The organism is Janthinobacterium sp. GW822-FHT07H10 (genome assembly GCF_058798675.1).
This window is the reverse complement of record NZ_JBXAKS010000003.1, coordinates 366,510-380,340: the sequence shown is the minus strand read 5'-3', so window position 1 is coordinate 380,340 and position 13,831 is coordinate 366,510. Positions and strand designations below refer to the sequence as shown.

At 62.8% G+C, this 13,831-nt stretch carries 11 protein-coding genes and 1 tRNA gene; 10 read left to right on the top strand and 2 right to left on the bottom strand.

Features of this window, described 5'->3' with window-relative positions; all coding sequences use genetic code 11:
* Positions 1–42: 42 nt before the first annotated feature.
* Positions 43–603 (bottom strand): c-type cytochrome, encoded by a 561-nt coding sequence (locus AC1RDJ_RS09475; RefSeq protein WP_071325815.1) that lies wholly within the window; start codon positions 601–603, stop codon positions 43–45.
* Between the two features lie 199 nt (positions 604–802).
* On the opposite strand from AC1RDJ_RS09475, the gene AC1RDJ_RS09470 reads away from it, so the two are divergent.
* A tRNA-Arg gene (locus tag AC1RDJ_RS09470) sits at positions 803–878 on the top strand.
* 106 nt (positions 879–984) lie between these two features.
* Here the strand turns inward: AC1RDJ_RS09470 and AC1RDJ_RS09465 are convergent.
* Positions 985–1,662, bottom strand: coding sequence for a type 1 glutamine amidotransferase domain-containing protein (locus tag AC1RDJ_RS09465; RefSeq protein ID WP_071325814.1), 678 nt, complete (start codon positions 1,660–1,662; stop codon positions 985–987).
* 35 nt (positions 1,663–1,697) lie between these two features.
* Between AC1RDJ_RS09465 and AC1RDJ_RS09460 the strand changes: the two genes are divergently transcribed.
* From AC1RDJ_RS09460 to AC1RDJ_RS09420, 9 genes are all read left to right on the top strand, one after another.
* Positions 1,698–1,907 carry a hypothetical protein gene (locus AC1RDJ_RS09460; RefSeq protein WP_493027293.1) on the top strand — a complete coding sequence of 70 codons (210 nt, stop codon included), beginning with the start codon at positions 1,698–1,700 and terminating at the stop codon, positions 1,905–1,907.
* Between the two features lie 63 nt (positions 1,908–1,970).
* Entirely contained in the window at positions 1,971–4,661 is a 2,691-nt protein-coding gene (locus tag AC1RDJ_RS09455; protein WP_493027292.1) for a TonB-dependent receptor, read from the top strand.
* A 181-nt stretch (positions 4,662–4,842) separates the two neighbouring features.
* Positions 4,843–6,195, top strand: a complete 1,353-nt coding sequence (locus AC1RDJ_RS09450) for an MFS transporter (RefSeq protein ID WP_493027291.1) — start codon at positions 4,843–4,845, stop codon at positions 6,193–6,195.
* A gap of 165 nt (positions 6,196–6,360) precedes the next feature.
* Positions 6,361–7,308 carry a glycoside hydrolase family 43 protein gene (locus AC1RDJ_RS09445; protein ID WP_493027290.1) on the top strand — a complete coding sequence of 316 codons (948 nt, stop codon included), beginning with the start codon at positions 6,361–6,363 and terminating at the stop codon, positions 7,306–7,308.
* Positions 7,309–7,325: 17 nt separating this feature from the next.
* Entirely contained in the window at positions 7,326–8,408 is a 1,083-nt protein-coding gene (locus AC1RDJ_RS09440; protein ID WP_493027289.1) for an aldose epimerase family protein, read from the top strand.
* Positions 8,409–8,600: 192 nt separating this feature from the next.
* On the top strand, positions 8,601–10,343 hold the full coding sequence (locus tag AC1RDJ_RS09435; protein ID WP_493027288.1) for an IlvD/Edd family dehydratase: 1,743 nt from the start codon (positions 8,601–8,603) through the stop codon (positions 10,341–10,343).
* 12 nt (positions 10,344–10,355) lie between these two features.
* Entirely contained in the window at positions 10,356–11,348 is a 993-nt protein-coding gene (araD1, locus tag AC1RDJ_RS09430) for an AraD1 family protein (protein ID WP_493027287.1), read from the top strand.
* Positions 11,345–12,922, top strand: a complete 1,578-nt coding sequence (locus AC1RDJ_RS09425; RefSeq protein WP_493027286.1) for an aldehyde dehydrogenase (NADP(+)) — start codon at positions 11,345–11,347, stop codon at positions 12,920–12,922. Before araD1 ends, AC1RDJ_RS09425 begins: the two co-directional genes overlap by 4 nt.
* Before the next feature lie 90 nt (positions 12,923–13,012).
* Positions 13,013–13,780: an SDR family NAD(P)-dependent oxidoreductase gene (locus AC1RDJ_RS09420; RefSeq protein ID WP_493027285.1), complete on the top strand. Its 768-nt coding sequence runs from the start codon at positions 13,013–13,015 to the stop codon at positions 13,778–13,780.
* Positions 13,781–13,831: the final 51 nt, after the last annotated feature.

Sequence of the window (13,831 nt, the reverse complement as noted above, 5' to 3'; positions counted from 1 at the left end):
GGGCGGTTCCTTGATGCAGCGCAAGTGCTGACTTGGCAGTGCTTATTTGGCAGGCTCTGCAGCCGGTGCGGCGCCATCGGCGGCCGCGGCCGGTGCCGGCACTTCCGGTTCCTTGAACTTGCCGCCCGATGCGTTGGCGATGTAGACGACGGCGCGCGCCACTTCCACATCGTCGAGGTCGGGATTGCCGCCCTTGGCGGGCATGGCGCGCAAGCCTTCGATGGCGTGTTTCAGCACCGTATCGTAACCCTGGGCCAGGCGGGCCGACCAGCCGCCCGCGTCGCCAAACTTCGGCGCACCGGCCACGCCGGCGCCGTGGCAAGCCACGCAAGTGGCCGTGTACACGGCTTCACCGCTCTGCAGCACTTTCGGACCGCTGGCATCCTTGAAGGTAAAGCCTTCATTGGCCACCGGACTCAGGCGGGCGTCGATGGCTTCGGGCGACTGGCTGTCCGTGCCGGCGCCCGTCAGTTTTTGCGTGGTGACGAACTGCACCAGCAAGATGATGCCGATGACGGTGACGAGGAAGAAGCCAGCTACGGCGGCAAGCAATTGTTTAGGCGTTTTGATCGCTGATTGTTGTTCGTTATGTGCGTCGCTCATGATGTCCTTAGTCCAGATTTGAAACTGATGGCCGTGTAAGGTAGCATTTTTACATGCCTGGATGTAAACCTTTATGAAACCCACAATTATAGGCACAAAAATTGAGCAGTGACATGCAATTGCCGGCGATACGACAGTTTCCGTAGACGTAGGTAAAGAAAAACGGTATCCTTCGCATCACTTCAGAAATTCCCCCTACGCGGCTGTAGCTCAGTGGATAGAGTATTGGCCTCCGAAGCCAAGGGTCGTGGGTTCGATCCCCGCCAGCCGCACCAAGACACATCAAGACTTGCCGTTCTTCTGCCAGCGCGCCGCACATTGCAACGCGCGACGAGATGACTGCGCCTGCCGCTGCGCAGCCACCCGTCTCAGCAACGAGCCTTACTTCAGCAATTTCAGCAAGGCCTGCGCCGCCGCCTCCGACGAGGCTGGATTCTGCCCCGTGATCAAGATGCCATCCGTCAGCACATACGGCGCCCAGTCCGCGCCTTTCGAGTACATGCCGCCATTTTCCCTGAGCATGTCTTCCACCAGGAACGGCACGACTTTCGTCAAGCCCACGGCGTCTTCTTCCGTATTCGTGAACCCCGTCACCTGCTTGTCTTTCACCAATGGCTGGCCGTCGCTGCCTTTGACGTGGCGCAGGACGCCGGGGGCGTGGCAGACGGCGGCCACGGGCTTGCCGGCTGCGTGCAGGGCTTCGATGAGGGCAATCGAGTCCTGGTCTTCGGCCAGGTCCCACAGGGGGCCGTGGCCGCCCGGGTAAAACACGGCGTCGTAGTCGGCCGCCTTGACCGTGGATAGCGCCACGGTAGAAGCGAGCGCGGCCTGGGCTGCCGGGTCGGCCTTGAAGCGGGCCGTGGCCGCCGTCTGCGATTCGGGCGCATCGCTCTTCGGGTCCAGCGGCGGCTGGCCGCCCTTTGGCGAGGCTAGGGTGAGGCGCGCGCCCGCGTCCTTCAGCACGTAATACGGCGCGGCAAATTCCTCCAGCCAGAAGCCGGTCTTGTGGCCCGTGTCGCCGAGCTGGTCATGCGAGGTCAATACCATTAAAACGTTCATGCGGACTCCTGTGCAGGTGGTGGCAACGATGGCCGATGCCAGTCCACGAGCTTAATCCTGTTCCCCTTTTCATGCTGCACGCCAGCGCTGCCGATTTTTTGTGCAGATTCTTCCGGAAAATGCCCGCGACGCCCCTGCCGTTGTCCGTTTGCAACCTCGCCACGGTGCTGCCAGCCGATATCGAAATTGATATCGAAACAGTGGAAAAATTGATTGGAGAGATTATCGTCCAGCCCCTAAGATAAACGCCGAGCATGCGAACGACATGCAAGCAGCAGAAAAAATATCAATACAATATCTGGAGATTCATGATGCGCAACGCCACCGGCCCGCTCGCGGCCACGTCCCCTCGTCCATTCACCTTGAAGGCAGCCGTTGCGGCTCTGGCCGGTATCGGCCTGCTGAGCTCGGCCTCGGTATGGGCGCAGGCGACTGTGGCTCCCGCGCCGGCGGCCGAGGCGGCCGAGGTGGCAGCTGCGGCCGTGCCGGCAGCGGAAGCTGAAGTGGCCGTGGTGACCGTCAGCGGCGTGCGCCGCTCGGCGCAGAATTCGCAGCAGATCAAGATGCGCTCGGACCAGGTCATCGATTCCATCGTCGCCGACGACATCGGCAAATTCCCGGACAACAACGTGGCCGAGACGCTGGCGCGCATTTCCGGCATCCAGATCCGCCGCGATTCGGGCGAAGCGAGCGCCGTCATGATCCGCGGCTTGCGCGATGTCACGACCCTGCTCAACGGCCGCGAACTGTTCACCACCACGGGCCGCTATGTCAACCTGGCCGACATTCCCGCCACCATGCTGCAGCGCGTGGACGTCTACAAATCGCAGGGCGCGGACCAGGTCGAGGGCGGGGTGGCCGGCATCATCGACGTGCGCACCAACCGTCCGTTCGATTTCAAGGACTTCACCGCCAGCGTGAATACGCGCGCCGTCTACAGCGACAAATCGAAAGCCACGGACCCGAACGTCAGCGGCATGGTGGCTAACCGCTGGAAGACGGGCATCGGCGACGTGGGCGCGCTGCTGGGCTTGTCGCAGCAGCAGCACCGTTACCACGAAGAGCGCGCCTTCAACACGGCGCCCGTGGATAAAAGTTTCCTCTTGCCTGGCCTGACGGCGCCGGACCAGGTCGGTTTGTTGCCGATCAAGGGCGACCGCCGTCGCACCACGGCCAATGCCGTCCTGCAATGGCGTCCGAATGCCGATGTCGAACTGTACGCGGAAGGCATGGCCACGCGCTTCCTGCTCGACGCGGAATCCGATTACTTCGTCGGCCTGCCATGGTGGGGCACGCCCGTGTCCGCCACCAAGATTCCCGGCACCGACCAGCTGCAAACGCTCACGTCCACCAACGTCAATACCATCATGTCGACGCAGGCGAACAAGAACGAATCGAAAACGCACCAGTTCGCCGTGGGCGGCTTGTGGGAAATCAATCCGGAGTGGCGTTTCACGTCGGAAGTGGCCAGCACCAAAAGCACGTTCAACTGGCGCAACCCCATCCTCGACGCCATCACGCAGGTGCCGAACGCCACCATCAATACGAATCTGAACGGCACCCTGCACGTCGATTACAGCGGCATCGACCTGAAAGATCCGTCGAACTACTATCTGAAGGGCTTTTTCGACCGCTACGGACAGGATGAGGGCAGCTCGAAAGACTTGCGCGCCGACCTCGCGTACACGCCAGGCGCCGGTGGTTTTTTCAAGGAAATTAGCGTCGGCGTGCGCGGCGTGAAACGCGAAGCGCAATCGATCAAGAGTTTCGAGGGCAATGCGGAAGCACCGGACGTGTCCGGCGCCGCGTTCCCGTTCAGCCGCCAGAGCGTGACGTCGATTCCCGGCCTGAATTGCCTGTCGGAACCGATGTCCAGCGGCGGCCCCAACTATGGCCTGACACAATGGTATACGCCGTGCGCCAGTTTCCTGCTCAATCACACGGGCACCGTGCGCGAAGCTATCACGGGCAGCGGCGCGGCGCGCGCCCTCGATCCAGGCTCGTTCTTCAAGGATACGGAAAAGACGTATTCCATCTATACCAAGGCGAAGATCGCCTTCAAGCTCGGCGCCTATCCCGTCGACGGCACCGTCGGCGTGCGCGTCGTGCACACCGAGCAAAGCCTGCAGGGCAACACGTCCGAGGATGGCGTGTACACGCCTGTCGTCAGCGACACGGCCAGCACCGACGTGCTGCCGAGCGTGGCCCTGAAGATCAAGCTGCGCTCCGACCTGATCGGGCGTTTCGCGGCGGGCCGCACCATCAGCCGTCCCGGCTTCGCCCAGCTCAATCCTGGCGTGGCCCTCGTCAACTCGACGGAAACCGTGAAGGCGACGGGTGCCGGCGGCAATCCGAACTTGAAACCGGTAACGGGCGACAATTTCGATGCCGCACTGGAATGGTATTTTGCGCCGGCCGGCTCCGTGAACGCCACCGTATTCCACCACAAGTTCGACGGCTATATCCAGCAGCGCATCACCAGCGAAAGCATCGGCGGCAAGACGTATGACGTGGACCGTCCGTACAACACGGCGGCCGGCAAGCTGCAAGGCCTGGAAATCGGCTACCAGCAGTTTTATGACGGCTTGCCCGGCATCTTGAGCGGCCTGGGCTTGCAAGCGAACGGCACGTACATGAGCGGCAGCACCGATGACGAGACGGGCAGCCATGCCATCACGGGCGTGTCGCGCTATGCGTACAACCTGGTGCTGCTGTATGAAAAGGATGCGTGGTCGGGCCGCCTGGCCTACAACTGGCGCTCGAAATTCATCGACAGCTATAACCAGGGCGGCCCCGGCCTGGATTTGAAGGTGGCGCCGACGGCCCAGCTCGACGGTTCGCTGTCGTACAAGATCAACGACCAGTTCACGGTGACCCTGGACGGGAATAACTTGCTCGATACCAAGTTCAAGGATTACTGGAACCAGCCGGGCGTGTATGCGCGCGATACGCGCCGTTATGACCGCACGGTAGGTCTTTCGCTGCGCTGGAAAATGTAAAACGTCCATGGCTGCGTTACCTGGCCGTACTCCTCGTACAGTCTTCGGCAACGCGCCTTGCCCTGAACGTTATACATGCGTGAAAGCAGTATCCAAGGGCGTTGCCATGGTTTCGGCCGGCAACGCCCCTGTCAGTTGGGCAATCAGGCACGATTCATCATAAAAAGAATGGACGGAAAGCATGGAGACGCAAAAATTATCCACCGTTGAAAAGGTCGGTTTCGGCGCCGGCGACATGGCGCTCAATGTCGTCATCTCGTCGATGATGCTGATCATCACCTTTTTCTATACCGATATCTATGGCTTGAAAACCACGGACCTGGCCCTGCTGTTCGTGGCCGTGAAGGTGGTGGGCGCCATCGCCGACCTGGTCATGGGGCAGATCACGGACCGCTACAGCTTTGCCTCGGGCCGCTACCGCCCATATCTGCTGTGGCTGGCCATTCCGTTCGGCGTCAGCGTCTTCTTTGTCTTCACGACGCCGGAATGGGGCTATGACGCCAAGCTGGTGTGGGCGTATTCGACCTATATCTTGATGACCATCATGACGGCCGGCGTCGGCATCCCGTATATTTCCCTGATCAGCGGCCTGACCAGCGACCCGCACGAACGGCTGTCGGCCAATGGCTACCGCCTGTTCTTCGCCAAGATCGGCGCCTTCATGGTGACCATCGTCGTGCCGGTGCTGTCGCAGCGCTGGGGCGGCGGCAACCCGGCCGTCGGTTACCAGGCGGCCATGGCCGTGATGGCCGTCATGGGCGTGGCCCTGTTCCTGTTCTGCTATTTCACCACCACCGAGCGCGTCGTGCACGTGGTGGAAAAACAATCGTTGCTGGAACAATTGCAGGTGCTGCTGAAAAACGACCAGTGGCTGGTGCTGTGCGGCGTATGCGTCACCGGCACGGTCGGCTACGTGGTGCGCGGCTCCGTCGCCATCTATTACGCGAAATACTATCTGGGCGGCGACACGGAAACCGTGGCCGCCTTCTTGACCACGGGCGTGGTGGCGGCCATCCTCGCCATGATCGCCTCGACGTGGATCACCAAGCTCTATTGCAAGGTAAAACTGTTCCGCTACACGCAGATCGGCGTGGCACTGATCAGCCTAGCCATCTATTTCTTCGTCAAGCCCAGCGACACCGTGCTGGCCTTCGCCCTGTATTTCCTGCTGTCCTTTGTGGTGGACTTGCATGCGCCCGTGTTCTGGTCGGCCATCGCGGAAACCATCGACTACGGTCAAGTGAAGACGGGCAAGCGCGTCTCCGGCTTCGCCTTCGGCGGCATTTCCGTCTGCCAGAAGGCGGGCATGGCCGTGGCCGGCTTTTTGGTGGGCATGCTGCTGTCGTATTTCGACTATCAGCCCAACCATGAGCAAACGCAATTCGCCCTGAACGGCATCGCCCTGATGCTGTCGATCATCCCCGGCTTCTTCCATTTGCTGATGGGCTTGCTGATGTTCAAGTACCGCATCAGTGACAGCTACTACACGGGCGTCAAGGTAGAAATGCACAAGCGTGGCTACGTCGCCGCATGAGGACACCTGAGCTAACCTACTGCGCGTCGGTATAGGCGGCCTGCGATGCTCACCGTACTAGAGTACGGTTGCGCTTCTTAGCCACCTCTCCCTTCCGCTCGCTACGGTTTTCTCAGGTGTTGTAAGGCAAACTAATTTTATCTAATGAAATGATTTGGAGTGCTTATGGTTGAAGTACTGAAACCGCTGATCGAACAACGTGCCGACCCGCATATCTACCGCCACAGCGACGGCTATTATTACTTTACGGCCTCCGTGCCGCAGTACGACCGCATCGAACTGCGCCGTGCCGACAGCATCGCCGGCCTGGCCGATGCGCCAACGGTGGACGTGTGGCACATGCCGCAGACGGGGCCGTACAGCGAACTGGTGTGGGCACCCGAATTGCACTTCAACCAGGGCGCCTGGTATGTGTATTTCGCCGCCGCGCCGAGCCGCGAAATCAAACATCAGCTGTTCCAGCACCGCATGTATGCGATCCGCAATACCAGCGCCAACCCGCTCGAGGGCGAGTGGGAATTCATGGGCCAGATCGACACGGGTATCGACACCTTTTGCCTCGACGCCACCACGTTCGAACACGATGGCCAGCTGTACTACCTGTGGGCGCAGAAAGATGTCGCCATCGAGGGCAATTCCAACCTGTACATCGCGCCGATGGCCACGCCATGGCAGTTGGGCGGGCCGCCCGTGATGCTGAGCAAACCGGAGTTCGACTGGGAAATCCGTGGCTTCTGGGTCAACGAGGGACCATCCGTGCTGAAGCGCAATGGCAAGATTTTCATCAGCTATTCGGCCAGCGCCACCGATGAAAACTACGCGATGGGCTTGCTGTGGGCCGATGACACGGCAAACTTGCTCGATCCGTTCTCGTGGACCAAGTCGCCCGAGCCCGTGTTTGCCACCTGCTACGAGCACGGCATCTACGGCCCCGGCCACAACAGCTTTACGACGGCCGACGATGGCGACGGCGTGTTGCTGGTGTACCATGCCCGCACCTACACGGAAATCGTCGGCGATCCCCTGTGGAACCCGGACCGCCACACGTTTGTCAAACCGCTGCGCTGGGATGCGCAGGGCATGCCCGTGTTTGGCCGTTCATCGACCCTGTAATTCATGGAAGAGCGCTTATGACCTCTGTCGCACCTGTTTCCGCGTCCGCCACCGTCACCGAGGCGCCGTTCGGCGTCTTGCCCGATGGCCAGCACGTTAGCGTCTTTACCCTGACGAACCGCCAGGGCATGCAAGTCAAGGTGCTCGACTTTGGCGCCATCATCAGCGAAATCCACGTGCCGGACCGCAACGGCACCTTTGCCGACGTGGTGCTCGGTTTCGAGCGCATCGAACCGTATCTGCACAACAGCGCCTTCCTGGGCGCCGTCATCGGGCGCTTCGGCAACCGCATCGCCGAGGGGCGCTTCCACCTCGACGGCCGCGACTTCCAGCTGGCTGTCAACAATGCGCCCAATCACTTGCATGGCGGAAATCAGGGCTTGCACCAGGTCATGTGGCAGGCCGTGCCATTCACGAAGGACGATGCGGTGGGCGTCACGTTCACCCGCAGCAGCCCGGATGGCGAGGACGGCTACCCGGGCCGGCTCGACGTCACCATCGTGTACGAACTGGACAACGACAACGCGCTGAGCCTGCGCTACCACGCCGTGACGGACCAGGCCACGCCCGTCAACTTGACCAACCACAGCTATTTCAACCTGGCGGGGCAGGGGCATATCCTCGGCCACGAAGTGACGATCAACGCGGAGCGCTACCTGCCCGTGGATGCGGGTTCGATTCCCACGGGCGAGCTGGCGGACGTGGCCGGCACGCCCTTCGACCTGCGCCAGCCTGTGGTCATTGGCAACAATATTGATCTGCCGCACGAGCAGATCCGCATCGGCCGCGGCTTTGACCATAACTTTGTGCTCAATCAAAAGGCAGGCCAACTGCTGAACCTGGCCGCCACCGTGCGCGACCCTGCTTCGGGCCGGGTGATGCAGGTGTACACGCAGGAACCGGGCATCCAGTTCTATTCGGGCAATTTCCTCGACAGCAGCCAGTACGGCAAGCTGCGCGCCATCAGCTACCGCAGCGCGCTGTGCCTGGAAACCCAGCATTTCCCGGACTCGCCGAACCAGGCGCATTTCCCCAGCACCATCCTGCGCCCGGGCGAGGAATACCGGACGGAAACCGTGTACCGCTTTTCCGCCGAGTAAGCGCCACACTGCAAACCGCCCACGCCCTGCCGCCACCCGCCGCAGGGCGTTTTCATTGCTACATGCCGATATCGTTTTCGATATCGGAACGCATTAAAAATTGATTGGAAAGGCATGGCAGGATTCTTTAGTATCCCAACATCGCTGCCCGGGCCGACGACGAGATCGGCGTGGCACAACCAGGAGAATGGCATGTCTGAGACAAAAAAGAAGGTAGCCCTGCGCTCTGCCGAGTGGTTCGGCTCCCAGGACAAGAACGGCTTCATGTACCGCAGCTGGATGAAAAACCAGGGCATACCTGACCACGAGTTCCATGGCAAACCCATCATCGGCATCTGCAATACCTGGTCCGAACTGACCCCCTGCAATGCGCATTTCCGCCAGCTGGCCGAACACGTCAAGCGCGGCATCCTCGAAGCGGGCGGTTTCCCCGTGGAATTCCCCGTCTTCTCGAACGGCGAGTCGAACCTGCGTCCGACAGCCATGCTGACGCGCAACCTGGCCTCGATGGACGTGGAAGAATCGATCCGCGGCAACCCGATGGACGCCGTCGTGCTGCTGGTCGGCTGCGACAAGACGACGCCGGCCCTCCTGATGGGCGCGGCCAGCGTCGACATCCCCACCATCGTCGTCAGCGGCGGCCCCATGCTGAACGGCAAGCTCAATGGCAAGGACATCGGTTCCGGCACGGCCGTGTGGCAGTTGCACGAGCAGATGAAGGCCGGATCGATCACCTTGCACCAGTTCATGTCGGCCGAATCGGGCATGTCGCGCTCGGCAGGCACCTGCAACACCATGGGCACGGCCTCGACCATGGCCAGCATGGCCGAAGCGCTGGGCACCTCGCTGCCGCACAACGCCGCCATCCCCGCCGTCGATTCGCGCCGCTACGTGCTGGCCCACATGTCGGGCATCCGCATCGTCGAGATGGTGCACGAAGACCTGCGCCTGTCGAAAGTGCTGACGCGCGAGGCATTTGAAAACGCCATCAAGGTCAACGCCGCCATCGGCGGTTCGACCAATGCCGTGATCCACCTGAAGGCGATCGCCGGCCGCATCGGCGTGCCGCTCGAGCTGGAGGACTGGACCAAGGTGGGCCGCGGCACGCCGACCATCGTCGACCTGCTGCCGTCGGGCCGTTTCCTGATGGAAGAGTTTTACTATGCGGGCGGCTTGCCGGCCGTGATACGCCGCCTGGGCGAAGGCGACTTGCTGCCGCACAAGAATGCGCTGACCGTCAACGGCAAGTCGATCTGGGACAACTGCGTCGAAGCGCCGATCTACAACGACGAGGTTGTGCGCACGCTGGACAATCCATTGCTGGCCGATGGCGGCATCTGCGTGCTGCGCGGCAACCTGGCGCCGCGCGGCGCCGTGCTGAAACCGTCTGCCGCCTCGCCGCACCTGATGCAGCACCGCGGCAAGGCCGTCGTCTTCGAGGATTTCGAACACTATAAATCGCGCATCCTCGATCCGGACCTGGATGTGGACGCCAATTCCGTGCTGGTGATGAAGAACTGCGGCCCGAAAGGCTATCCGGGCATGGCCGAAGTGGGCAATATGGGCTTGCCGCCGAAGCTGCTGGCGCAGGGCATCACCGACATGGTGCGCATCTCGGATGCGCGCATGAGCGGCACGGCCTACGGCACCGTCGTGCTGCACGTGGCGCCGGAAGCCATGGCGGGCGGCCCGCTGGGCATCGTGCGCGACGGCGACATGATCGCCCTCGATTGCCATAACGGCAGCCTGGACATCGACATCAGCGACGCGGAAATCGCCGAGCGCCTGGCGGCCCGCGAACTGGGCAGCGCGCCAGGACCGAAGAGCGGCTACCAGCAGCTCTACATCGAACACGTGTTGCAGGCCGACGAAGGCTGCGATTTCGACTTCCTGGTCGGCAACCGCGGTTCCGCCGTGCCGCGCCACTCACATTAAGCGGAGATTCCCATGCTGTTGCTGCAATTTACGAATGAACACGGCGGCCGCCTCGTCGGCCTGCTGCAAGACGACCAGATCCGCGTCATCGAAGGCTACAACACGACGTATGCGCTGGCGCAAGATGCCATCCGCAAGAAGGTCAGCCTGGCGGAGCTGGTGAACGCCACGGTCGGCAATACGACGCATTCCTATGCGGACGTGGCCGCCAGCGGCCGCCTGCTGGCGCCGCTCGACCATGCGGACGAGGCGCACTGCTACGTGACGGGCACGGGCCTGACCCACCTGGGCAGCGCCGGCGCGCGCGACGCCATGCACAAGAAGATCGGCGGCGACGCGGCAGTCCTGAGCGACTCGATGAAAATGTTCCGCCTGGGCGTGGAAGGCGGCAAGCCTGAGCCAGGCACGGCCGGTGCCCAGCCCGAATGGTTCTACAAGGGCGACGGCTCCATCGTGCGCGCCGGCGGCCAGCCGCTGCGCATGCCGGACTTTGCCCTCGATGGCGGCGAAGAGCCGGAAATCGCCGGCCTGTACGTGATCGGCGACGACGGCCAGCCCTACCGCGTCGGCTACGCCATCGGCAATGAATTTTCGGACCACGTGACGGAACGCCAGAATTACCTGTACCTGGCCCACTCGAAGCTGCGCGCCTGCAGCGTCGGCCCGGCCTTGCTGGTGGGCGAACTGCCTGCGCACATCGATGGCGTTTCGCGCGTGCTGGACGTGGCCGGCAATGTGCGCTGGGAAAAGGCGTTTGTCAGCGGCGAAGAGAATATGTCGCACACGATCGCCAACCTCGAGCACCATCACTTCAAGTATCCGCTGTTCAAGCGCCCTGGCGACGTACACGTGCATTTCTTCGGCACGGCCACCTTGAGCTTTGCCGATGGCGTCAGCGTGGCGCCGGGCGAAACCTTTGAAATCGAAGCGCCGGCCTTTGGCCCCGCCCTGCGCAACCGCCTCGACATCTTCCCAACCGCATTTGCGAAAGTGAGCACATTATGAGTTTTAACATCACCGGTGAAGCACTGATCGGCGGCGTTGCCGTCAAGGGCAATGGCGGCTCCTTCGAAGCGTGGGATCCGGCCGCGCGCGCGCACATCGCGCCTGCCTTCCACATGGTTGACGTAGCGCAAATCGACGAGGCGTGCCGCCTGGCGCAAGCCGCGTTCGACCCGTTCCGCGCCACCAGCGACGCGGAACGCGCCGATTTCCTCGACACCATCGCCGCGCAAATCGTCGAACTGGGCGACGAGCTGATCGTGCGCGCCATGACGGAAAGCGGATTGCCGCGCGCGCGCCTGGAAGGCGAACGCGGCCGCACGGTCGGTCAATTAAAACTGTTCGCCGGCTTGCTGCGCGAAGGTTCATGGACCGATGCGCGCATCGACAGCCCGCTTCCGGAGCGCGTACCGCCGCGTCCTGACTTGCGCTTGCGCATGATCGGCCTGGGTCCCGTCGCCGTGTTTGCGGCCAGTAATTTCCCGCTGGCCTTCTCCGTCGCCGGCGGCGATACGGCCTCGGCCCTGGCGGCCGGCTGTCCCGTCGTGCTGAAGGCCCACTCGGCCCATCCCGGCACCTCGGAACTGGTGGCGCGCGCCATCGTGAAAGCGATTGCCCTGTGCAAGCTGCCGGCCGGCGTCTTCGCCCTGTTGACGGGCACGGGCAATGGCATCGGCCAGACCCTGGTGGCCCATCCTGCCATCCAGGCCGTGGGTTTCACGGGCTCGCGTTCGGGCGGCATCGCCCTGATGAAGGTGGCGGCCGAGCGTCCGCAGCCTATCCCCGTGTATGCGGAAATGAGCAGCATCAACCCCGTGTTTGTGCTGCCGCAAGCCCTGGCCGCCCGTGGCGCCGCGATCGCCAGCGGCTTTGCCGCCTCGCTGACGATGGGCGTGGGCCAGTTCTGCACGAATCCCGGCCTCGTGCTGGGCCTGGAAGGGGCCGACTTCACGGCCTTCGCCGCCGCCGCCGCCGAAGCGCTGGCGCCGGCGCCGGCCGCCACCATGTTAACGGCCGGCATCGCCAGCAGCTATGCCAAGGGCGTGGCAGCCCTGGCGCAGCACGCCGACGTGACGCCGCTGGTGCAGAATACGGGCGAGGAAGGCAAGGGCGCCGCCGCCCTGTTCGTCACATCGGGCGCGGCCTTCCTGGCCAAGCACGATCTGCGCGATGAAGTGTTCGGCCCCGCGTCGCTGCTGGTGGCTTGCCGCGACATCGAGCAACTGCTGGCGATCACGGAAAGCCTGGAGGGCCAGCTGACGGCCACCCTGCAGATGGACCAGGGCGACGTGGCAGACGCGCGCCGCCTGCTGCCCGTGCTGGAACGCCGCGTGGGCCGCATCCTGGCCAACGGTTTCCCGACGGGCGTGGAAGTGTCGACGGCCATGGTGCACGGCGGCCCGTTCCCGGCCACGTCCGATGGGCGCAGCACGTCCGTGGGCACGGCGGCCATCAACCGCTTCCTGCGTCCCGTGTCGTACCAGAACCTGGCGCAGGACTTGCTGCCGGAGTCGCTGCGCGACGATAATCCGCTGGGCATCTGGCGCCGCAAGGATGGCGTGCTGGGCAAGGACTAAAAACCTGCCGCGCGGCGGGGCCGACAGGCCTTGCCGCGTGTCGCGGTTTGGTCAGACGTTGTATATAAAAAATAAACAGGTGGAGACAAGATGAAGCAATTGGCGAAATATGGCAGCTTGCAGGGCAAGCGCGTGTTCATCACGGGCGGCGGCAGCGGCATCGGCGAATCCCTGGTGGCCGAATTTGCGGCCCAGGGCGCGCTGGTGGCGTTTGTCGATATCGCCGTCGAGGCCAGCGAGGCCCTGTGCCGCCGCGTGGCTGAAGCGGGCTGGACGGCACCCTTGTTCCGCCATTGCGACATCACGGATATTCCATCCTTGCAAGCCGTCATGGCCGAACTGGCAGGCGAGCTGGGCGACTTCGATATCCTCGTCAACAACGCGGCCAACGACCAGCGCCACCAGGCGCAGGACGTGACCCTGGAATACTGGAACGAGCGTATTGCGATCAATCAACGCCCCATGTTCTTCACGTGCCAGGCTGTCTTCGACGGCATGAAGCGCCAGGGCGGCGGTTCCATCATCAACGTCAGCTCGATCTCCTGGCACATGAAGTCGGGCGGCTACCCCGTGTACGCCACCACCAAGGCGGCCGTCGTCGGCCTCACGCGCGGCCTGGCGCGCGATTATGGCGCGCACAATATCCGCGTCAACACCGTCACGCCGGGCTGGGTCATGACGCAGCGCCAGATCGAGCTGTGGGTCGACGAGGCGGCGGAAGCGGAAATCAAGAAAAGCCAGTGCCTGCCGAATAAACTGATGCCGCAGGACATCGCCGCCATGGTGCTGTTCCTCGCCTCCGATGACGGTGCGATGTGCACCTCCCAGGAATTCATCGTCGACGCCGGCTGGGTCTGACAAAACGTCCAGGGCGTTGTTGCAGCGTCTCGCCGTACTAGCGTACTGTCT

Excerpts from the sequence above, each read along its gene's own strand:
- AC1RDJ_RS09475 (WP_071325815.1), bottom strand. The coding sequence starts at position 603 with ATGAGCGACGCACATAACGAACAACAATCAGCGATCAAAACGCCTAAA.
- AC1RDJ_RS09465 (WP_071325814.1), bottom strand. The coding sequence starts at position 1,662 with ATGAACGTTTTAATGGTATTGACCTCGCATGACCAGCTCGGCGACACG.
- AC1RDJ_RS09460 (WP_493027293.1), top strand. The coding sequence starts at position 1,698 with ATGCCAGTCCACGAGCTTAATCCTGTTCCCCTTTTCATGCTGCACGCC.
- AC1RDJ_RS09455 (WP_493027292.1), top strand. The coding sequence starts at position 1,971 with ATGATGCGCAACGCCACCGGCCCGCTCGCGGCCACGTCCCCTCGTCCA.
- AC1RDJ_RS09450 (WP_493027291.1), top strand. The coding sequence starts at position 4,843 with ATGGAGACGCAAAAATTATCCACCGTTGAAAAGGTCGGTTTCGGCGCC.
- AC1RDJ_RS09445 (WP_493027290.1), top strand. The coding sequence starts at position 6,361 with ATGGTTGAAGTACTGAAACCGCTGATCGAACAACGTGCCGACCCGCAT.
- AC1RDJ_RS09440 (WP_493027289.1), top strand. The coding sequence starts at position 7,326 with ATGACCTCTGTCGCACCTGTTTCCGCGTCCGCCACCGTCACCGAGGCG.
- AC1RDJ_RS09435 (WP_493027288.1), top strand. The coding sequence starts at position 8,601 with ATGTCTGAGACAAAAAAGAAGGTAGCCCTGCGCTCTGCCGAGTGGTTC.
- araD1 (WP_493027287.1), top strand. The coding sequence starts at position 10,356 with ATGCTGTTGCTGCAATTTACGAATGAACACGGCGGCCGCCTCGTCGGC.
- AC1RDJ_RS09425 (WP_493027286.1), top strand. The coding sequence starts at position 11,345 with ATGAGTTTTAACATCACCGGTGAAGCACTGATCGGCGGCGTTGCCGTC.
- AC1RDJ_RS09420 (WP_493027285.1), top strand. The coding sequence starts at position 13,013 with ATGAAGCAATTGGCGAAATATGGCAGCTTGCAGGGCAAGCGCGTGTTC.